This is a genomic window from Imtechella halotolerans, from assembly GCF_028743515.2.
Classification (GTDB): domain Bacteria; phylum Bacteroidota; class Bacteroidia; order Flavobacteriales; family Flavobacteriaceae; genus Imtechella; species Imtechella halotolerans.
Genome location: NZ_CP117969.2, coordinates 2863545 through 2883004 on the forward strand (window position 1 = coordinate 2863545; position 19460 = coordinate 2883004).

Below are 19460 nucleotides of genomic sequence, written 5' to 3' on the forward strand. Positions count from 1 at the left end.
TGTAAAGTGATACAAAAGCTTGTTAATGATTTTTGGCTGGATTAATATATTATATTCGAGGTTTAATGATGATTTTTTCGGAGTATAAAAGTGCCATTTAGATGTAAATTTTAGTAAATAGGGTGTAAGTTAAACTTCCGGAAATTGTTTTAAAAAAGCTGTTTGATTGCTTATGACTTTTTTACTTTTGTGGTTATGATAGTAACTGATACCCATACTCATTTATATAGTGAGGTTTTTGATGAAGATAGGGATTTAATTGTAACTAGAGCCTTGGACGCAGGTGTGAAGCAATTTTTTATTCCAGCCATTGATTCTTCATATATTCCATCAATGTTGAAACTAAAAAGGGACTATCCTGAATATATGTACCTTATGGCAGGGTTACATCCAACGCATGTTAAAGAAAACTTTAAACAGGAATTAGCTGCGGTTGAGACGATGCTTGAAATGCATCAATGTTTTGCGATAGGTGAAACAGGAATGGATTTGTATTGGGACAAAACCTTTATAAAAGAACAGCAGGAAGCGTTCCGTTATCAAATCCGATTGGCTAAAAAGCATAATTTGCCTGTAGTTATTCATTGTAGGGAGGCATTTGATGAAATTTTTGAGGTGTTGGAATCGGAAATGGATGATTCATTGCAAGGTATATTTCATTGTTTTACTGGAGATTTGCAACAGGCTAAACGTGCTATTTCATTTAATTTAAAATTAGGTATTGGAGGGGTTGTGACTTTTAAAAATGGTAAAATTGATCAGTTTTTAAGTGAAATTAGTATAAATCATATAGTGTTGGAAACAGATTCTCCATATCTGGCACCCTCGCCATATAGAGGAAAAAGAAACGAAAGTAGTTATATATTAAAGGTATTGGCGAAGGTAGCTGAGATTTATGGAATTGAAGTTGAAGATGTCGCTGCTATTACCACAGCCAATGCTAATTCAGTTTTTGGATTAACTCATTAGATTATGACAAAGAATAGTAACCCAAATATCCTTCTTGTTTATACCGGTGGTACCATTGGTATGATGAAAGACTTTGATACAGGTGCATTAAAAGCGTTTGAGTTTGATAAATTAAGGGAGCGTATCCCAGAATTATCTCATTTGGATTGTGAAATTGCTACAATTTCCTTTGATACACCTATTGATTCGTCTAACATGAATCCGCAGTACTGGGTGGCAATTGCTGAAATTATTGAGGAAAACTATGGGCATTACGATGGCTTTGTTGTCCTGCATGGAAGCGATACAATGAGCTATACAGCCTCTGCAATGAGTTTTATGTTGGAAAATCTGGCAAAACCTGTGATTTTTACTGGCTCTCAATTGCCAATTGGGGACTTGCGAACAGATGCGAAAGAAAATTTAATTACCTCCATTCAGATTGCTGCATTACAAGAAAAGGGAGTTCCTGTTGTTCAAGAGGTTTGTTTATATTTTGAATATAAGTTATATAGAGCTAATCGTACCACAAAAATTAATGCTGAACATTTTGAAGCATTTGCCTCTATGAATTTTCCTCCACTTGCTGAAAGTGGAGTTCACCTCAAGGTTAATAAGGAATATCTGTTAAAGCCAGTTAAAGCTAAAACCTTGCAAGTTCATAAGAAGCTAAATACTCAGGTAGCCATAATAAAAATGTTTCCTGGTATGAGCGAGGCCACCTTTAATTGTATTTTGAATTCAGGTTCTGTAAAGGCGGTGGTTTTAGAAACCTATGGTTCTGGGAATGCTCCTACAGAAACATGGTTTACAAATGCCGTTGCCAAAGCTCAAGAAAGGGGAATTTTTATTGTGAATGTTACTCAATGTTCAGGGGGAAGTGTGTTGCCGGGACAATATGAGACTAGTACACACTTGCAAAAACTTCAGGTAATTAATGGAAAAGATATTACAACGGAGGCTGCAATTACCAAGTTAATGTATTTATTAGGGGAGGAAGTTTCTCCTAAAGTGTTCAAAACCATATTCGAAACGGCTCTGCGTGGAGAGATGGAATAAAAATAACAGCATATATTTTTTCATAAGAAAAAAAATTCGTTATTTGGCAACGTGTAAAACTATGTTAATTAGAGAGGTGGCCGAGTGGTCGAAGGCGCACGCCTGGAAAGTGTGTATACGTCACAAGCGTATCGAGGGTTCGAATCCCTTCCTCTCTGCTACTGGTTTTCAAATTGTAAAACAAATTTTTATATCTTTAACCCTATTAACTAACAAAATTTAAGTTTAAAAGAAATGAAAAGAGTATTTTCTTCACTAGTTCTACTAGTAATGATGGTTTTAAACGTAGCTACTGTAAGTGCACAAGAAACTAAAGGTTTTCATCAGGTATTGAAAGAACGCTTTATCGAAGGTGGAGCTGGATTTATGGGTATTGTATTGCTATGTTTGATATTAGGTTTGGCAGTTGCCATTGAACGTATCATTTTCTTAAACATGGCTACTACCAATACAAAGAAATTGACAAAGGAAGTAGAAGATGCTTTAGCCTCTGGAGGTGTTGAAGCTGCTAAGGAAGTATGTAGAAATACAAAAGGACCAGTTGCTTCTATCTTCTATCAAGGATTGGACAGAGCCAGTGAAGGTGTTGATTCTGCAGAGAAAGCTGTAGTTGCCTATGGTGGAGTTCAAATGGGACAGTTGGAGAAAAACGTATCTTGGGTATCATTGTTTATCGCTATTGCGCCAATGCTTGGGTTCATGGGTACGGTAATCGGTATGATTCAGGCCTTCGATAAAATTAGTGCAGCTGGTGGATTAGATGCTTCATTGATTGCTGGTGACATTAAAGTTGCGTTATTAACAACTGTATTTGGTCTTATCGTAGCAATTATCCTTCAGGTATTCTACAACTACATCATTGCTAAAATCGATAGTATCGTTAATGATATGGAAGATGCTTCTATCTCTCTAATCGATTTATTGGTAGGTCACAAAAAATAATTTTAAAGACACAAAACTCAAGTTATGCACAAAATATTAAAAATTGCAGTCATTGCCATTGGGGTTTTGGGAGTTATTCTGTGGCTTATGCTGTTGGGTAGCACTGACCCTTATGCAGATTTCATGTTCTATATTTCATACATCCTACTATTTATATCAGTTGGATTTGTATTGATATATTCCGTGAAAAATTTACTTTCATCACCAGAAAAGCTTAAAAAGGCACTAATTTATATAGTTGGTTTTGCCGTAGTAGTTGTTCTTGGGTATGCTTTTTCAGGTAATGAGCCTGTAAAAGGAGCTTCTGAATCTGCTACTAAATGGGTAAGCGCAGGCCTTATTGTATTCTATATCCTTACTGCTATTGCAGCAGGATCTATGATTCTTTCTGGAATTAAAAAAATGTTAACAAAATAAGATTATGGCTAAAAGATCAGCACCCGAAGTGAATGCAGGATCCATGGCTGATATCGCGTTTTTGCTTCTTATTTTCTTTTTGGTAACCACTACTATTGAAACCAATTCTGGTATTAGTACTAAGTTGCCTCCGAAGTTGGAGAATCAAGAACCACCACCACCAATTAAAGAGAAAAACATATTTACTGTTTTGGTAAACATGAATGATCAGTTGCTAGTGGAAGATCAGTTAATGGATGTTAAAGATTTACGTAAAGCTGCTATGGATTTCTTAGACAATGGAGGAGGTCAAGGTGATGAGGCTTGTACTTATTGCAGAGGTAATAAAAATCCTTCTTCATCTGATAATCCTGAAAAGGCAGTAATCTCTTTGCGTAACGACCGTGAAACTTCGTACAAAGTTTATATAGCAGTTCAAAATGAACTGGTGGCGGCTTACAATGAATTAAGAGAGCGTGAACGTCAACGTTTATATCCAAACGAGGTTAGTTATGCTCAAATGGAGGCTGAGTTTAATGCAGCACGTACTGACCAGGCTCGTAAAGATGAATTGAAACCTAAAATGGAGAAGCTACAAGAGTTATTCCCTAGAAAACTTTCTGAAGCTGAACCGAAGAAAAATTAATAGCAAATACTATGTCTAAATTTAAGAAAAAAAAGAGTGGTGATTTACCAGCGGTATCTACAGCATCTTTACCTGATATTGTATTCATGCTGTTATTCTTCTTCATGACGGTTACCGTAATGAAAGACAGTGATTTGATGGTTAAGAACGATGTTCCTACTGCAAATCAGGTACAAAAATTGGATAAGAAAGATCCTGTAGTATATATATATGCAGGTAAACCACTTCCAAAGTATCAAGATAAATTTGGTAGCAATGCAAAAATTCAGGTAAATGATAAATTTGCTGATATAAGTGAGATTGCTCCATTTATTTTACAATACAAGGATGGACTTCGGCAAGAGCTTAGAGAGATGTTTACTACTGCTCTAAAAGTGGATTCTGATACTAACATGGGACTTATTACTGATGTTAAACAGGAATTGCGCGAAGTAAATGCACTTAAACTAGTTTATATCACTAAAGAAGGTGATGCTGTAGGTAGTTTAAGAAACTAATTTCTTTTAAACTTATTATATATAAAAAGCGCTGCAACTTAGTTGTGGCGCTTTTTATATATAATAATACTTTTGTTATCCGTTATATTTGTAAAAAGAAATTGTATGAAGTACTTTTTTTGTTTTCATCTTATATTGCTATTTCATATACCAATAGTTGCTCAGGATTCACTTGTAAAAAGGGAATTGGATATAAATCGATATCTTGAAGATCAGTTTTATATTGGAGTTACCTATGATATATTAGCTAATAAACCCTCTCAGGTATCTCAGAATAATTTGTCCAGAGGTATTCAGATAGGTTATATTAGAGATCTTCCACTTAATATAGATCGGAATAGGGGTTTCGGAATAGGTTTGGGTTATGCGAATCATTCTTATTTTTCAAACATGGGTGCCTCTATTAATAATGGAGATGTGATTTATGAGATTATTGATACGAATGAAGCTGGTTTTAGACGGAACAAATTGGCTCTCCATGCCATTGAAATGCCATTAGAATTAAGATGGCGTACTTCTAACGCTGAATCTCATCGTTTTTGGAGAATTTATTCTGGTGTTAAATTAAGTTATGTGTTTTCTGGTAAATCAAAATGGATTACTGAGGGAATAAAAATTAATTTTAATAATGAAGATATTCAAAAGTGGAATTATGGTATATACCTATCAGTAGGATATAATACTTGGAATTTTTACGCGTATTATGGTTTGAATTCTTTTTTTAAAGAAAATACTTTACTAGAAGGAGAACAAATCGAACTTCAATCATTTCAATTAGGACTTATGTTTTATATTCTATAGCCAATAGGCGAAGGCAAGAAATTGTGGAATTGAACCTATACACATTCCCAGAATTAATTCAGTAGAGGAATGGGCTTTTAAAAGTAGTCTTGAGGATGCGATAGCTCCATTTAGTAAAACTAAAACTCCAATTAGGAGTACTAAATTGGTTTGATAGTGAATACTTAGTCCAATTATGAAGGTAGTAAGACCGGAAATTGCCAACATATGAATACTGGCTTTTATTTTAAAAAACACAAAAACTAAGCATCCTAACGTGCTACCCATCATAGCAACAAAGAAATAATAGAGCTCGTAAGATCTAGACTGAGGTATGACTTTTGTAATAGCTATATAAAAAACAACGAGTGTTATATATAGAGGTAATTTACGTTGTCCTACTTTTTCGATATTAAAGGATGTAATTCGACCTGTAGAACGCAGTAGAATTAGTAGTAAAGCAGGAATTATAATAGTAATGATACCTAGTGCTATCAAGACTAATTTACGCATTTCTGGTGGAGAATATATGGGACTGATATAGTAATACAAGCTGGCCCCTATCATTGGGAGAAACAATGGGTGAAAAATGTATGAAAATAGCCTTATTACATTCTTCATTTTAGAGTTGTTTTCTCAAACGTGCTACTGGTATATCCAATTGCTCTCTGTATTTAGCTACAGTTCGTCTAGCGATAGGGTATCCTTTATCTTTTAGAATATCAGCAAGTTTATCATCAGGTAATGGTTTGCGTTTATCTTCTTCTTGAATTACAGTTTCAAGAATTTTTTTAATCTCTCTTGTTGAAACATCCTCCCCTTGATCATTTTTCATTGCTTCAGAGAAAAAGTCTTTTATAAGTTTTGTTCCGTATGGCGTGTCAACATATTTGCTGTTTGCAACTCTAGAAACTGTCGAGATATCCATTCCAATTCGATCAGCAATATCTTTTAAAATGAGTGGTTTCAGTTTGCGTTCGTCGCCAGTAAGGAAATATTCTTCTTGATGGTGCATGATGGCAGACATGGTGACATAAAGGGTTTCTTGACGTTGTTTAATAGCGTCAATAAACCATTTAGCAGCATCTAGTTTTTGCTTTATAAAAAAAACAGCGTCTTTTTGAGAATTGGATTTTTCTTTTGCATTTTTATATCCTTCTAACATTTGTGTATATTCTCTTGATACATGCAATTGAGGTGCATTACGACCATTAAGAAATAGTTCCAATTCACCATCATTAATACGAATGGTGAAATCAGGCACTACATGTTCTATAGTTTTGGTATTTCCGCTATATGAGCCTCCTGGTTTTGGGTTTAATCGTTCTATTTCATGGATGGCTTCTTTTAGAGTGTCTTCCGTAACACCATGACGTTGCATTAATTTATCATAATGTTTTTTGGTAAATTGTTCAAACGAGTGTTCAATTATATTTATTGCTAAGGAAGTGCGCTCGTTTTTGTCTTTTCGTTTTAATTGAATGAGAAGACACTCACGCAAATCAAAAGCACCAACTCCAGCTGGGTCCAGTTCGTGAATTACTGTTTTTAAAACAAGCTTTATTGTTTCTTCAGTCGTAAATACGTTTTGTGTAAATGCTAAATCATCCATGATGTCCAAAACAGACCTCCGGATATAGCCACTCTCGTCTATGCTCCCTACCAGAAATTCAGCCACTTCACGTTCTTCGTCTGAAAGACGAAAAGTGTTTAATTGATTTATCAAGGATTGATGAAATGAAACGGTAGCCTCATAAGGAACCACTTTATCGTCATCATCACTACTATAGTTATTGGCTTGAAGTCTATAGTCAGGAATTTCATCATCGCTTAAATATTCATCTACATTGATGTTGTCCATATCGATGGAATCATTTCCATCGAAGTCATCCTCATATGAATTATCAAATTCATCCCTATAATCATCATCATAGTCATTAGACTCTTCTTTACCACTCTCTAAAGCTGGATTTTCCTCCATTTCTTGCTTAATGCGCTGTTCAAATGCTTGTGTAGGCAATTGAATAAGCTTCATCAGTTGGATTTGCTGAGGAGAAAGCTTTTGAGATAGTTTGAATTGTAGGTGCTGTTTTAACATGGGTGCAAAAAGACTATGTATTACACAAAAATAAACAAATATTAACTAGCCCTATAGAAAAGATTGTGCCAAAAATGCTACTTGGTATACGCTTTTCGCATCCGTTCTGCTAAATGACTAACTATTAATAATTGAATAGCATGAAATAGCATTAAAGGGAGTAAATAAATACCTACCATTGATGAATGGTTAAAAAGTATTTTGGAAAATACGGTTCCATGTACTAACGATTTTTTGGAACCACAGAACAGAGCTGTTATCGTGTCTTCCCTGTTAAAATTGAGCGCTTTAGAAATGTAATAAGTTATTGAATAAACTATCCAAAATAATATAATAACTCCAATTGTTATTAAACTTAGTTCAAGAGTTGTTATAGGGGCAAATATGTCATTTAAGAAAGACTCTGCAAAGCTTTTATAAACGATTAATAAAATAATTGTTTTGTCAAAAAAAGTTAACCAAGCTCCATGTTTCTCTATCAAATGTCTAAAATGTTTTTGAAGTAAGAAACCAATTAGAACAGGTAATAGTATTTCAAGTAGTAGTTTTATGTAAATAGTGGTAAAATCAAATGATAAAGATTCTTGATTTTGGAGAAAAAATCCCATCCATAGAGGTGTTAGTACAATGCCAATTAAACCAGAAATACTTGCGTTAAAGATGCCTGCAGGAATATTTCCCTTGGCAATCGAAATCATTACAACGGAGGAGGAGACGGTGGAGGGTAAACAGGCTAAGAAAAAAAATGCAATCCACCATTGCGATTGTGTTCCATTATTGATGAAAAGCAATGAGGTCAAAACAATTAAAGGAACTATAATAAAGGTTGTGCATTGTATTAGCACATGTAGTCTCCAATTTTTTAACCCTAAACGAAGTTTATCAGGGCTTAATTTTAGACCATAAAGAAAAAAAATAACTGATATACCTATACTAGTTATTAGATTTAGAGGAATTATGAAATCATCAGCACCTCCTTCAGGGATGAAATAGGCTATTAGAATACTGATTCCAATAAGGAGTACAAAGCGATCAATTGGAAGTTTGAGTTTTGATATCATGAAAGTCAAATAAAAATCCCCGCATTTGCGGGGAAAATATTAAAATTCTGCACTTTGCGGCGTTCGTGGGAATGGTATTACATCACGGATGTTTGTCATGCCAGTAGTGAAAAGTACAAGTCTTTCGAATCCAAGTCCGAAACCACTATGTACAGCTGTTCCAAATTTACGTAAATCTAGATACCACCATAACTCCTTTTCATCAATACCCGTTGCCTTTATTTTTTCTACAAGTACATCATAGCGCTCTTCTCGTTGGGAACCACCCACAATTTCACCAATTCCAGGGAATAGGATATCCATTGCGCGCACTGTTTTTCCATCTTCATTAAGACGCATATAGAAAGCTTTAATTTTTGCTGGGTAATCAAATAAAATGACAGGACATTTAAAGTGTTTTTCAACAAGAAAACGTTCATGCTCACTTTGCAAGTCTGCTCCCCATTCGTCTATAAGGTATTGGAATTTCTTATTTTTATTTGGTTTGGAGTTTTTGAGAATATCTATTGCTTCAGTGTAACTAACTCGCTTAAAGTTATTATCTACCACAAAACGTAATCTTTCTGATAGTGTCATTTCACTACGTTCATTTTGTGGTTTAGATTTTTCTTCTTCAATAAGACGCTGTTCTAAAAATTCTATATCATCCTTACAGTTTTCTAACACATGACGTAGCACATATTTTATAAAGTCTTCCGCAAGATCCATATTACCGGCTAGATCTAAAAAAGCAACCTCAGGCTCAACCATCCAAAACTCAGCCAAGTGACGGGAGGTGTTAGAATTTTCAGCTCTAAAAGTTGGTCCGAATGTATATACTTTACCTAAACTCATAGCAAAAGTTTCAGCCTCCAATTGACCTGATACAGTAAGGTTGGTTTCTTTGCCAAAGAAGTCCTCGGAATATTGGACACTTCCATTTTCATTTAGAGGTGGATTTTTTGCGTCTAATGTTGTTACTCTAAACATCTCGCCAGCCCCTTCTGCATCACTGCCCGTTATTATAGGAGTGTTTACATAGAAAAATCCATTTTCTTGAAAATACTTATGAATTGCAAACGAAAGTACCGATCGAACACGCATAATAGCTCCAAATGCATTGGTTCTAACTCGTAGGTGTGCATTTTCACGTAAGAATTCTAAAGAATGTTTTTTTGGTTGGATCGGATAAGTTTCCGGATCGGAATCTCCTAGGATTTCCAATTGAGAAACTTGAATTTCCACTGTTTGACCTTTACCTTGACTTTCAGTTAAGGTTCCTGTAATTTTTAATGCGGCACTAGTAGTAACACGTTTTAACATCTGCTCATCCATGTTCTCGAAATCTACTACGCATTGTATGTTATGAATGGTCGATCCGTCATTAAGTGCAATGAATCTATTGCTTCTAAATGTTCGAACCCATCCTTGTACGGTAACTTCTTGTAAGAGTTTGCCTTTTTCCAGTAATTCTTTTACACTGTATTGCATTGTTTCTCTCTGATTTTTAAAGGGACAAAGATAGCGGTTTTACTCAAACAGTTAAATAGTACATTTTATAAAAAAAGGGGAAAAACCCCCTGTTTTAATGTTCATTCGCTATCTATATTTGTAATGCTATTTAATACTTGGTATAACAACCAAGTTGCGAGTAGGTTTGGGGGGTATAAGGCCTGTTGGTGAAAATCAACAGGTTTTATCATTTTAAATCACCCCATACCCTATTCTTCTTCTGAAAGAATATCTATGTTCGGTTCTTTAAGAGTCTCTTTATTAGCTATATTTCTTTCCAATGAGAGTAATAATGAAGGAAGTAAAATAAGATTAGACAACATAGCGAAAAGAAGAGTTACAGACACTAATCCACCTAACGCTTTTGTTCCTCCAAAACTTGAAATCATAAATACTGAGAATCCAAAGAATAATACTATTGAAGTATAAAACATACTCACTCCAGTCTCTTTTAATGCTGCATAAACCGAGCGACGTATTTTCCAATTATGTGTTTGTAGTTCTTGACGATACTTAGCCAAAAAATGAATGGTGTCATCAACGGAAATTCCAAAAGCAATACTGAAAACAAGTATTGTAGAGGGTTTTAATGGTATACCCAGAAATCCCATCATACCTGCAGTAATTAATAAGGGTAAAATGTTGGGAACTAAAGAGATTAATATCATCCTAAATGATCTGAACATATAGGCCATTAGTAATGATATTAAGAATATAGCTAAAGCTAGAGACAAAATCAAATTCTTAACTAAATACTTTGTTCCTTTTGTAAACAGAAGAGCTTTTCCAGTCATGCTCACATGGTAGTTTTCATCTGGAAATATCTTTTGAATTTTAGCAAATAGATCGTCTTCAATTTCTTCCATCCGATCTGTACCAATATCTTTCATAAATGTGGTAATTCTTGCTGTTTGACCATTGCTGTCTACAAAATTGGAAAGCATATCACTATTTTCAGAAGATTTTTTAGCGTATGAAAGGATAAAATTGTTTTCTTGTGTTGTGGGTAATTGGTAGTATTCTGGATTGCCATTATAGAAGGCCTGCTTAGAGTATTTAGCGAGACTTACAATTGAAATAGGTCTTGAAAGTTCTGGAGTTTCAATAATGAGTTGCTCCAATTCATCCATTTTTCTAAGATTAGGCAGACGCATCACACCATTTTTGCGCTCTGTGTCAATCATTATTTCAAGTGGCATAATACCGTCAAACTCCTTTTCGAAAAATTTAATGTCATCAAAAAAGGCAGCAGATTTAGGCATGTCTTCAATAAGACTTCCCGAAATTTTGACCTGATAAATACCTATAATACTTGCTACAAGAAGGCAGATAGTAGTTATATATACTGCAATGCGATGTTCACGAACAGTTTTTTCCATCCAACCTACAAAAGCACTTATCCATTTTTTATTTAAATGCTTTAAGTGTTTGTATTTTGGAAGTGCCATAAAGCTATACACGATGGGTATAATAAGTAGTGATAATACGAAAATTGATAGAATGTTAAGCGATGCTACAATGCCAAATTCTTTAAGAAGTTTACTTTCTGTAATGATGAAAGTTGCGAATCCCGCAGCAGTGGTAGCATTAGTTAATAAGGTTGCGTTTCCAACCTTCGAAATCACTCTTTGCAAGGATTTTGCTTGATTACCATGCTTTTTAACCTCTTGTTGATATTTGTTTATAAGGAAAATACAATTAGGGATACCAATGACTATAATTAGTGGTGGTATAAGTGCTGTAAGTACTGTAATTTCGTATTTGAGTAAGCCCAGTATGCCAAAGGCCCACATTACGCCTATGGTAACAACTAGCATTGAGATTAAAGTGGCTCTGACTGATCTGAAAAAGAAAAAGAAAATTAAAGAGGTGATTCCAAGAGCGGCAGCTATGAAAATTCCAATTTCATCTATAATATTTTGTGAATTTAATGTACGTATATAGGGCATTCCAGATGCACGTACATCAAGTCCTGTTTCTTTTTCAAAAGAATCGATAAGAGGGAGTAAGTCGTTGTAAATAAAATCTTTTCTAACCGAGGTATTTACGATTTCCTTATCCATGTAAACCGCAGTCCGTAATGTTTGTGTTTCTTTGTTAAATAAAAGGCTTTCGTAAAATGGAAGCTGCTCGAAAAGTTTTGTTTTTATTGAGTCTATGGCAGCCTGGGAGTTAATATTAGACAGAATTAACGGTTTTAATGTAAATTCTTGTTTAATAGTATCTTTAACTAATTCATGTAAATTTTCCGTTGAAACTACCATGTCAATCTCAGGAAAAGCATTCAGTTTTTTACTAAGCTTGTTCCATTGATTAAAATTTTCGGGAGTAAATAATCGTTGATCTTTTACTGCCAGTATAATAAGATTTCCTTCTTCTCCAAAGACCTCTAAAAATTTATTGTATTCTTGATTTACAGGATGTTCATCAGGAAGAAGATTAGCTTCAGTATACGTGAAGCGCATGTATTTCCATTGCATTCCCATAACAACTGTGATGGCAGCAATAATTGTCAATATTATAATTCTATTTCGGAGTATTATACGTGCAACGGTTGCCCAAAAACCTTTGCTTAACCACTTAACCATGATCTTAATCGTTAAATTAAATAGCAGTTCGCTTAAAAAGAAATAAGTTGAGAACTAAACTATGCTGAAAAATATGGGTGCAAAGGTACGGATTCCTTGTAAAGCGACTTACAATCCTAGGTTAAAAAAGTATGTGAATTTCAAGGAAATATTGTTATCAAATCTTGGGAGGTGGTATGCACCATATCGATAGAAGGCTGCCAGCCCAAATCCTTTCCAAACCTTGTTTATTTCCAATCCGGTTTCCATATAACCGTGTCGTAGAGATTGAAAGGAGACGCCTACATGTTTATCAATATTGTCTACATCCCCAATAGCAGCTCTTGTGACAAAAACGAATTGAGGTTTTAGTTTTTGACTTATTGTTAAACGGTTGAAGTAATGTTTGATTTGTAAGGAAGTGAATTGATCTGAAAAAAATTCATTAAAATACATGGTTTCAAAACTGTTTCCTCCACCCACTGCAAATCTTCTCATGATACTTGTTTTGTTCGGGTTATTTGGGGAAGTGTGAAAAAGTTCAGATAGGGGTAAATCTCCAAAGGCCTTTCCTAGTTCAAGTTGTAAATTGGTGATTGATTTATTCCTAAACTTAATTTGATGTAATGCCTTGATATTTATTTTGGTAAAATTAAAATCTCCATCCAGGAAGTTATCTATTCCTTGTGTTACTTGAAAACTAATTCTCGGATAACCTATGGTTGTTTCTACCTTTCCTTTTGGACTTAGCATATATTGGCTAGAGGGAGTCCATTCTGTGCTTACAGTCGCTGTAGTTATTTTGTATGTATTATATTCTAGATTATTAGTGGTGTAAATATATGGATAGGTGGGTGAGATGTTTGCTTTAGTAATTTGCCATTTTGTTTTAAGCTTTGCAGTTATATCATGTTCCAAATAGCTGCTAATGCTTCTACTTTTATGGAACATTGAGATATTGAAAAGTCTTGGTTCGAATAATGAGAACGATCTGCCCTCCGTTATATATGTGTGACTTCCTGTTTCAATGAGATCATCGATATAATTGAATCCTAGCCATGTATTACTTATTTTACTTAGTTTAGTGCTGCCCCCGATTCCATATTTAAATTGCTTGTCCTTCGTGCCATATACACCATATCCATTAAGTCGATACTTTGGTGATAATGTCGTGTTTGTAACAAATCCCATTCCAATCCTAAAACCTTCGTAATTGTTGTACTTAATAAGGTTTTTTAAATCAAAATCAATGTATTTGGTGTTTATATATCCTTTTAATAATTTTTGTACGAATGCTAATTTGGTGTCGATTTTTTGTGCTTCAGAGATGCTATCCAAAAAGTAGTAAGTTCCGGAGTCTCTATAATTAATTGCTGGACGATAAGCTTCCCAGTACTGATCAGTTCTAGTGGCTGCATCGTCATCAAATACTAGAGCTAATCCTGATCCTTTTATTTTAACTGGAATTTCAAATTCTACATTTGTAATATGTTCAGTGGACTTTAGATAAAGTAGTTCTGAGGTGTCTTGAAAATCACTTCTAACGATTGAAGTGTCTTTAGTATTTTCAGAAACACTAATACCTACATTTTTTCCAAACATACTTATGGCTTCATTGTTTTTTCCTTTACGGAGGATTATTTCCTTTTGTGAAGGAAACCAAAGATTTTCTTTAGGATAATAGTTGAATTCCTGTGTGGCCTTAATGTCAACTATTGCTTTCAATTGTACTAGAGCTTTTTGTAGTGCATAGGTATTAGTGTCAATATATAAAACGCCCTCTAATCCTGCCGTATTTCCTGTGGTTTTTGGTTTATAGTGAATCATGTAGGCCTCCCTGTTTTGGATAGATACCGTATCTAGAATTCGATAGTAATACTCTTTAAGAGCTCTGTTTCCAATAGGGCTGATGTAGTTCGTTCCAAAGACGGTATATTGGTTTTCGTAAAATGAAAATGACTGTAATTGAATGGCAAGTAACTCGTAAATTGGTTGTTTTAATCCAGAAGTGCGTGTTGCATGTACTGTTTCTCTGTTTCCTTTATTTTTAGTGTAGGTATATTCCGAGTTTTTTTCAGAAATAAATAGATGGGCCCTTTTCATTTGTTTTTTAAACTCATAGTTAGTTGAATCCACTTGTATGAGTTTTTTTCCGGATTCCGTTATTTTAAAAATGGAATCAATACTGCCTTTAATTGAATCTGGTTCTGCAGTAACTATTAAACGATTGTAGGAGTTAAACCTATATGTGTTTAGTTTTTTGTTTGGATTGTTTTGTGGTTTCTGCGCTATGACTTTACGCATGATTTTTAGGGCAGGATCCTCACTTGCGTAGAGTACAACTTCTTTTAAATTCTCAATGTTATCTTCCAAGAAGATAGAGTAATAAGTTGTCCCTTCTTCTAGAGTTATTAATTTTGAGTTATATCCTATATAACTAACTTGAAAATCGATTGTATTATTAGGTAGTACAATGGAAAATTTACCGTCTCTATCGGTTATAGTGCCTTGGTTGGCTCCGGATTTAATAGTAGCATACGGAAGTGGTGTTTGTGTACTTTTATCTTTAACTATGCCTTTTATTGAAATTTGGGCATTTGTAAATACAGAGAGAAGTAAAAGAAGGAATAGCAGGATTTTGTTCATATCGCAGGTAAGACGATAGTTTGTATAGGTTGTTACATGGATATGGATAAAAAACTATGACAAGGCTACTGCCTGTCATAGTTTTAAGCGATTGGTTTACACCTTTAGGATTTCTGCTTCTTTGACAGCAAGGATTTCATCTATTCTTTTTATGTAGCTATCAGTTAGATTTTGAACATCTGCTTCTGCATTTTTCTTTAGATCTTCTGAAGCTTCAAGTTTTTTGATGTCTTTGTTTGCATCTTGTCTTACACTTCGTATACTTATTTTTGTTTCTTCAGCCTCTCCTTTAGCTTGTTTAACAAGGTCTTTTCGACGTTCTTCGGTTAAAGGAGGTACGCTGATGATAATAACGTCACCATTATTCATTGGATTGAAACCTAGATTTGCAATCATTATTGCTTTTTCAATGGCAGAAAGCATATTGCGTTCCCATGGCTGAATAGTGATTGTTCTCGCATCGGGTACGCTGACATTGGCAACTTGATGTAATGGTGTTTGTGAACCATAATAGTCAACAAATACGCTACCTAGCATTTGAGGACTAGCTTTGCCAGCTCGGATGTTTAATAATTCCTTTTCAAGATGTTTTATAGCACCATCCATTGATTCTTTAGCGGTGTCTAGGATAAAATCAATTTCTTCGTTCATGACAATATCATTTTTAAAAACAAGTTCGTTATAGGTTAACTTTAGTTCCAATATTTTCCCCAGAGACAACCTTTAGAAGGTTACCTTGTTTGTTCATATCAAATACAATTATAGGAAGTTCGTTTTCTTGACTTAAAGTAAATGCAGTACTATCCATCACTTTTAAGCCTTTTTTGAGAACATCTTCAAAGGTGATAGCTTCAAATTTTGTGGCTGATTTGTCTTTTTCAGGATCCGCAGTATAAATTCCATCTACTCTAGTCCCTTTTAATATTACATCTGCTTCAATTTCTATGGCTCTAAGTACAGCTGCTGAGTCGGTAGTAAAGAAGGGATTTCCTGTTCCTGCACCAAAGATAACGACACGTCCTTTCTCTAGATGACGTACAGCTCTTCTCTTAATGAATGGTTCTGCGATTGCTTCCATTTTAATAGCTGTTTGAAGCCGTGTGTAAACACCTGCATCTTCAAGAGCACTTTGTAAAGCTAGGCCGTTGATTACTGTTGCTAGCATACCCATGTAATCGCCTTGAACTCTATCCATTCCGTTGCTAGCACCTGCAACACCCCTAAAGATGTTACCACCACCAATTACAATAGCTACTTCTACACCTTGTTCAACTACTTGTTTGATGTCTTGAGCGTATTCGGATAAACGATGAGGATCGATTCCATATTGGCGGTCTCCCATTAAGGCCTCTCCACTTAATTTTAAAAGAATTCTTTTGTATTTCATTACAGTGAGAACGTTGTGTTATTATTATGAATGTTGCAAAAGTAATGAAAATTATTTATGGGTATAAGTATAGTGTAACTGCTTATGTAAAAAAGCCGCTCCTACACGGAAACGGCTTTTTATAGGGTTCACCTTAGGTGATATAAAGACAATGTTGATTATCCTAATGCTACACGCTTGAATCCTGTAACAGTAAGATTACTGTCTACAGATTTTACATAAGCCGAAACACTCAATTTGTTGTCCTTAATATAATCTTGGTTAACTAAAGTGTTGTCTTTAAAGAAACGTGCAAGTTTTCCTTTTGCAATGTTGTCTAACATAGCTTCTGGTTTGCCCTCTTGACGAAGTTGGTCTTTAGCAATTTCGATTTCTTTTTCAATAATCTCAGCGTCAACACCGTCTTCATTAAGAGCTATTGGATTCATAGCTGCTGCTTGCATAGCCACATTTTTAGCAGCTTCTTCAGCGCCTGCTACGTTAGCAGAAAACCCTACTATTGTAGCTATTTTGTTTCCAGCGTGGATATATGATCCCACAAAAGGAGCGTCTAGTATTTCGAAACCACCAATTTCAATTTTTTCGCCAATAACTCCAGTTTGCTCTATCAATTTTTCAGAAACGGTGATTCCTTTGTAATCAGCAGCTAAGAAGTCTTCCTTAGAATTGAATTCAAGTGCCATTTCAGCTAGATCAGTAGCTAAATTTATAAAGCTTTCATTTTTAGCAACAAAGTCAGTTTCGCAATTAAGTGATACGATAACACCTCTCGTGTTGTCTGCATTAACTTTTGCAATAACAGCACCTTCAGTAGACTCTCTATCTGCGCGGTTAGCTGCAACCTTTTGTCCCTTTTTACGAAGGATTTCAATTGCTTTCTCAAAATTACCTTCAGCTTCAACTAAGGCTTTTTTGCAGTCCATCATACCAGCACCGGTAGTCTGTCTTAGTTTATTTACGTCTGCGGCTGTAATATTTGCCATAGGTGTATATTTTTTAAAGAAAGTCGTTCACTTTAAAGGGTGAACGACTTATATATTGTTAATTAATTTTCTTCTTCGCTAACTTCTGTTTCAACTTCAGCTTTAGCGGCTTTTTTTGCTTTTGGAGCTTCGTCCTCGCCTTCTACTTCTTTGTCTGATTTTCTGTCGGCAAGCCCTTCAGCAACAGCAGTAGTAACGTAAGACAAGATTTTCTCTATGGATTTAGAAGCATCATCGTTAGCAGGAATTACATAATCCACCTCGCGTGGGTCAGAATTAGTATCCACTATCGCAAATATTGGAATGTTTAATTTTTGAGCTTCTTTAACCGCGATGTGCTCGCGCATTGTGTCCACAATAAATAACGCACCTGGAAGACGGGTCATATCAGCAATTGAGCCAAGGTTTTTTTCTAATTTGGCTCTTAAACGCTCTACCTGTAATTTTTCTTTTTTAGAAAGGGTATCGAAAGTACCATCTTTCTTCATTTTGTCAATCGCAGCCATTTTCTTAACAGCTTTACGAATAGTAACAAAGTTGGTAAGCATACCGCCAGGCCATCTTTCAGTGATGTAAGGCATGTTTACATTTCCAGCTTTTTCAGCAACGATATCTTTTGCTTGTTTTTTGGTAGCAACGAAAAGAATTTTTCTACCAGAAGCTGCGATTTTTTTAAGGGCTTCATTAGCCTCTTCTAATTTAGCAGCAGTTTTATACAGGTTGATAACGTGTATACCGTTACGCTCCATGTATATATAAGGGGCCATGTTTGGGTTCCACTTACGTGTAAGGTGACCAAAGTGAACACCGGCCTCAAGTAAATCTTTTACTTCTATATTATTTGCCATTTTTTTAATAGTTTACGTTCCGTTGAGTTAGCAATGGAGAAGTGGTTGCTTGTGCGCGCCTTCTACATTTGGATGCTAAACTAGTTTTCGTCATAGACGAACAACGACTACTTGTTTTTTAATCAATATTAAAATGAACTGTGTCTTGATAAAACAAGACCAATGGGTATTAACGTTTAGAGAACTGGAATTTCTTACGAGCTTTCTTCTGACCGAATTTCTTACGCTCTACCATTCTTGGATCTCTTGTCAATAGACCTTCAGGCTTAAGTGTAGTTCTGTTTTCAGCATCTACTTCACAAAGAGCTCTGGAGATGGCTAAACGAACAGCTTCAGCTTGTCCTGTTATTCCTCCACCATATACATTTACTTTTACGTCAAAGTTCTCCTCATTGTTAGTCAATGTAAGAGGTTGTTTTACTTTGTACTGTAAAGTAGAAGTGGTGAAGTAAGTGTTCAAATCTTTTTTGTTAATCGTGATATTACCATTTCCAGAAGAAACATAAACACGAGCAACTGCAGTTTTTCTTCTGCCAATTTTGTGAATTACTTCCATTATTTAAGATCGTTTAAATTAATTGTAGTAGGATTTTGAGCGGCTTGCTTGTGCTCTGATCCTTCGTACACTTTTAAATTGCGGAATAGGTCTGCTCCAAGTTTGTTTTTAGGTAGCATTCCTTTGATTGATTTTTCTACGATACGAGCCGGATTTTTGGCTAATAATTGTTTCGCAGAAGTTTCTCTTTGACCTCCTGGGTAACCTGTGTGGCGAATGTAAGTTTTAGATTCCCACTTGTTTCCAGTTAAGTTGATTTTCTCAGCGTTGATAACAACTACGTTATCTCCACAATCAACGTGCGGCGTGTAACTAGGTTTGTACTTTCCTCTAAGTAGCTTGGCTACCTTAGTGGCAAGACGACCTAATGTCTGTCCATCAGCATCAACTAGTACCCATTGCTTGTCAACGGTAGCTTTGTTGGCTGAGATTGTTTTGTAGCTTAATGTGTCCACACTAACTCTTTTTAATAATTAAACATTCCATTCCCAATAAACGGGGTGCAAATGTACGTTTTTCTAATTTAAAAGCAAATAGGGGTTGATTTATTTTTTT

At 35.1% G+C, this 19460-nt stretch carries 19 protein-coding genes and 1 tRNA gene; 8 read left to right on the forward strand and 12 right to left on the reverse strand.

What is annotated here, in order from left to right:
• The first annotated feature begins 195 nt into the window (after positions 1-195).
• The 8 genes from PT603_RS12730 to PT603_RS12765 all read left to right on the forward strand — a co-directional run bounded on the left by PT603_RS12730 (position 196) and on the right by PT603_RS12765 (position 5289).
• Positions 196-969, forward strand: a complete 774-nt coding sequence (locus PT603_RS12730; protein WP_040488570.1) for a TatD family hydrolase — start codon at positions 196-198, stop codon at positions 967-969.
• A gap of 3 nt (positions 970-972) precedes the next feature.
• Positions 973-2007 (forward strand): asparaginase, encoded by a 1035-nt coding sequence (locus tag PT603_RS12735; RefSeq protein WP_008237533.1) that lies wholly within the window; start codon positions 973-975, stop codon positions 2005-2007.
• Between the two features lie 70 nt (positions 2008-2077).
• Positions 2078-2165 (forward strand) — tRNA-Ser (locus PT603_RS12740).
• A 76-nt stretch (positions 2166-2241) separates the two neighbouring features.
• The gene (locus tag PT603_RS12745) at positions 2242-2949 is read left to right on the forward strand and encodes a MotA/TolQ/ExbB proton channel family protein (protein ID WP_008237534.1); all 708 of its coding nucleotides are present in this window, start codon (positions 2242-2244) and stop codon (positions 2947-2949) included.
• 24 nt (positions 2950-2973) lie between these two features.
• Positions 2974-3366 (forward strand): hypothetical protein, encoded by a 393-nt coding sequence (locus PT603_RS12750; RefSeq protein ID WP_008237536.1) that lies wholly within the window; start codon positions 2974-2976, stop codon positions 3364-3366.
• Between the two features lie 4 nt (positions 3367-3370).
• Positions 3371-3991 carry an ExbD/TolR family protein gene (locus PT603_RS12755; RefSeq protein WP_008237538.1) on the forward strand — a complete coding sequence of 207 codons (621 nt, stop codon included), beginning with the start codon at positions 3371-3373 and terminating at the stop codon, positions 3989-3991.
• An 11-nt stretch (positions 3992-4002) separates the two neighbouring features.
• The gene (locus PT603_RS12760; RefSeq protein ID WP_008237540.1) at positions 4003-4488 is read left to right on the forward strand and encodes an ExbD/TolR family protein; all 486 of its coding nucleotides are present in this window, start codon (positions 4003-4005) and stop codon (positions 4486-4488) included.
• A 105-nt stretch (positions 4489-4593) separates the two neighbouring features.
• A complete protein-coding gene (locus tag PT603_RS12765; RefSeq protein ID WP_008237543.1) occupies positions 4594-5289 on the forward strand; it encodes a porin family protein in 696 nt (231 codons plus the stop codon).
• On the opposite strand, the gene PT603_RS12770 is transcribed toward PT603_RS12765, so the two are convergent.
• The 12 genes from PT603_RS12770 to rplM all read right to left on the reverse strand — a co-directional run bounded on the left by PT603_RS12770 (position 5284) and on the right by rplM (position 19360).
• Positions 5284-5889, reverse strand: coding sequence for a hypothetical protein (locus PT603_RS12770; protein ID WP_040488571.1), 606 nt, complete (start codon positions 5887-5889; stop codon positions 5284-5286). The two genes, PT603_RS12765 and PT603_RS12770, sit on opposite strands and share 6 nt — an antisense overlap.
• 1 nt (position 5890) lies before the next feature.
• Positions 5891-7366 carry an RNA polymerase factor sigma-54 gene (gene rpoN, locus PT603_RS12775; protein WP_008237546.1) on the reverse strand — a complete coding sequence of 492 codons (1476 nt, stop codon included), beginning with the start codon at positions 7364-7366 and terminating at the stop codon, positions 5891-5893.
• A gap of 77 nt (positions 7367-7443) precedes the next feature.
• Positions 7444-8427, reverse strand: coding sequence for a bile acid:sodium symporter family protein (locus PT603_RS12780; RefSeq protein WP_008237549.1), 984 nt, complete (start codon positions 8425-8427; stop codon positions 7444-7446).
• A 39-nt stretch (positions 8428-8466) separates the two neighbouring features.
• Positions 8467-9897 carry an asparagine--tRNA ligase gene (gene asnS, locus PT603_RS12785; RefSeq protein ID WP_008237552.1) on the reverse strand — a complete coding sequence of 477 codons (1431 nt, stop codon included), beginning with the start codon at positions 9895-9897 and terminating at the stop codon, positions 8467-8469.
• Between the two features lie 230 nt (positions 9898-10127).
• Positions 10128-12506, reverse strand: coding sequence for an efflux RND transporter permease subunit (locus tag PT603_RS12790; RefSeq protein WP_008237553.1), 2379 nt, complete (start codon positions 12504-12506; stop codon positions 10128-10130).
• A 108-nt stretch (positions 12507-12614) separates the two neighbouring features.
• Entirely contained in the window at positions 12615-15131 is a 2517-nt protein-coding gene (locus PT603_RS12795; RefSeq protein WP_008237554.1) for a DUF5686 and carboxypeptidase-like regulatory domain-containing protein, read from the reverse strand.
• Between the two features lie 96 nt (positions 15132-15227).
• On the reverse strand, positions 15228-15782 hold the full coding sequence (frr, locus tag PT603_RS12800) for a ribosome recycling factor (RefSeq protein WP_040488594.1): 555 nt from the start codon (positions 15780-15782) through the stop codon (positions 15228-15230).
• 28 nt (positions 15783-15810) lie between these two features.
• The gene (gene pyrH, locus PT603_RS12805) at positions 15811-16518 is read right to left on the reverse strand and encodes a UMP kinase (protein WP_008237557.1); all 708 of its coding nucleotides are present in this window, start codon (positions 16516-16518) and stop codon (positions 15811-15813) included.
• A gap of 158 nt (positions 16519-16676) precedes the next feature.
• Entirely contained in the window at positions 16677-17501 is an 825-nt protein-coding gene (tsf, locus tag PT603_RS12810; protein ID WP_008237558.1) for a translation elongation factor Ts, read from the reverse strand.
• Positions 17502-17563: 62 nt separating this feature from the next.
• On the reverse strand, positions 17564-18349 hold the full coding sequence (gene rpsB / locus PT603_RS12815; RefSeq protein WP_008237559.1) for a 30S ribosomal protein S2: 786 nt from the start codon (positions 18347-18349) through the stop codon (positions 17564-17566).
• A gap of 169 nt (positions 18350-18518) precedes the next feature.
• Positions 18519-18905 (reverse strand): 30S ribosomal protein S9, encoded by a 387-nt coding sequence (gene rpsI, locus PT603_RS12820; protein ID WP_008237560.1) that lies wholly within the window; start codon positions 18903-18905, stop codon positions 18519-18521.
• Positions 18905-19360 carry a 50S ribosomal protein L13 gene (gene rplM / locus PT603_RS12825; RefSeq protein WP_008237561.1) on the reverse strand — a complete coding sequence of 152 codons (456 nt, stop codon included), beginning with the start codon at positions 19358-19360 and terminating at the stop codon, positions 18905-18907. The genes rpsI and rplM overlap by 1 nt, the downstream gene beginning before the upstream one ends.
• Positions 19361-19460: the final 100 nt, after the last annotated feature.

What these genes read in the sequence shown, in the direction of transcription:
- asnS (WP_008237552.1), bottom strand. Translation starts at nt 9,897, where the DNA reads ATGCAATACAGTGTAAAAGAATTACTGGAAAAAGGCAAACTCTTACAA.
- PT603_RS12790 (WP_008237553.1), bottom strand. Translation starts at nt 12,506, where the DNA reads ATGGTTAAGTGGTTAAGCAAAGGTTTTTGGGCAACCGTTGCACGTATA.
- PT603_RS12755 (WP_008237538.1), top strand. Translation starts at nt 3,371, where the DNA reads ATGGCTAAAAGATCAGCACCCGAAGTGAATGCAGGATCCATGGCTGAT.
- PT603_RS12760 (WP_008237540.1), top strand. Translation starts at nt 4,003, where the DNA reads ATGTCTAAATTTAAGAAAAAAAAGAGTGGTGATTTACCAGCGGTATCT.
- PT603_RS12730 (WP_040488570.1), top strand. Translation starts at nt 196, where the DNA reads ATGATAGTAACTGATACCCATACTCATTTATATAGTGAGGTTTTTGAT.
- rpoN (WP_008237546.1), bottom strand. Translation starts at nt 7,366, where the DNA reads ATGTTAAAACAGCACCTACAATTCAAACTATCTCAAAAGCTTTCTCCT.
- rpsB (WP_008237559.1), bottom strand. Translation starts at nt 18,349, where the DNA reads ATGGCAAATAATATAGAAGTAAAAGATTTACTTGAGGCCGGTGTTCAC.
- frr (WP_040488594.1), bottom strand. Translation starts at nt 15,782, where the DNA reads ATGAACGAAGAAATTGATTTTATCCTAGACACCGCTAAAGAATCAATG.
- tsf (WP_008237558.1), bottom strand. Translation starts at nt 17,501, where the DNA reads ATGGCAAATATTACAGCCGCAGACGTAAATAAACTAAGACAGACTACC.
- PT603_RS12765 (WP_008237543.1), top strand. Translation starts at nt 4,594, where the DNA reads ATGAAGTACTTTTTTTGTTTTCATCTTATATTGCTATTTCATATACCA.
- PT603_RS12745 (WP_008237534.1), top strand. Translation starts at nt 2,242, where the DNA reads ATGAAAAGAGTATTTTCTTCACTAGTTCTACTAGTAATGATGGTTTTA.
- PT603_RS12780 (WP_008237549.1), bottom strand. Translation starts at nt 8,427, where the DNA reads ATGATATCAAAACTCAAACTTCCAATTGATCGCTTTGTACTCCTTATT.
- PT603_RS12735 (WP_008237533.1), top strand. Translation starts at nt 973, where the DNA reads ATGACAAAGAATAGTAACCCAAATATCCTTCTTGTTTATACCGGTGGT.
- pyrH (WP_008237557.1), bottom strand. Translation starts at nt 16,518, where the DNA reads ATGAAATACAAAAGAATTCTTTTAAAATTAAGTGGAGAGGCCTTAATG.
- PT603_RS12770 (WP_040488571.1), bottom strand. Translation starts at nt 5,889, where the DNA reads ATGAAGAATGTAATAAGGCTATTTTCATACATTTTTCACCCATTGTTT.
- rpsI (WP_008237560.1), bottom strand. Translation starts at nt 18,905, where the DNA reads ATGGAAGTAATTCACAAAATTGGCAGAAGAAAAACTGCAGTTGCTCGT.
- PT603_RS12795 (WP_008237554.1), bottom strand. Translation starts at nt 15,131, where the DNA reads ATGAACAAAATCCTGCTATTCCTTCTTTTACTTCTCTCTGTATTTACA.
- PT603_RS12750 (WP_008237536.1), top strand. Translation starts at nt 2,974, where the DNA reads ATGCACAAAATATTAAAAATTGCAGTCATTGCCATTGGGGTTTTGGGA.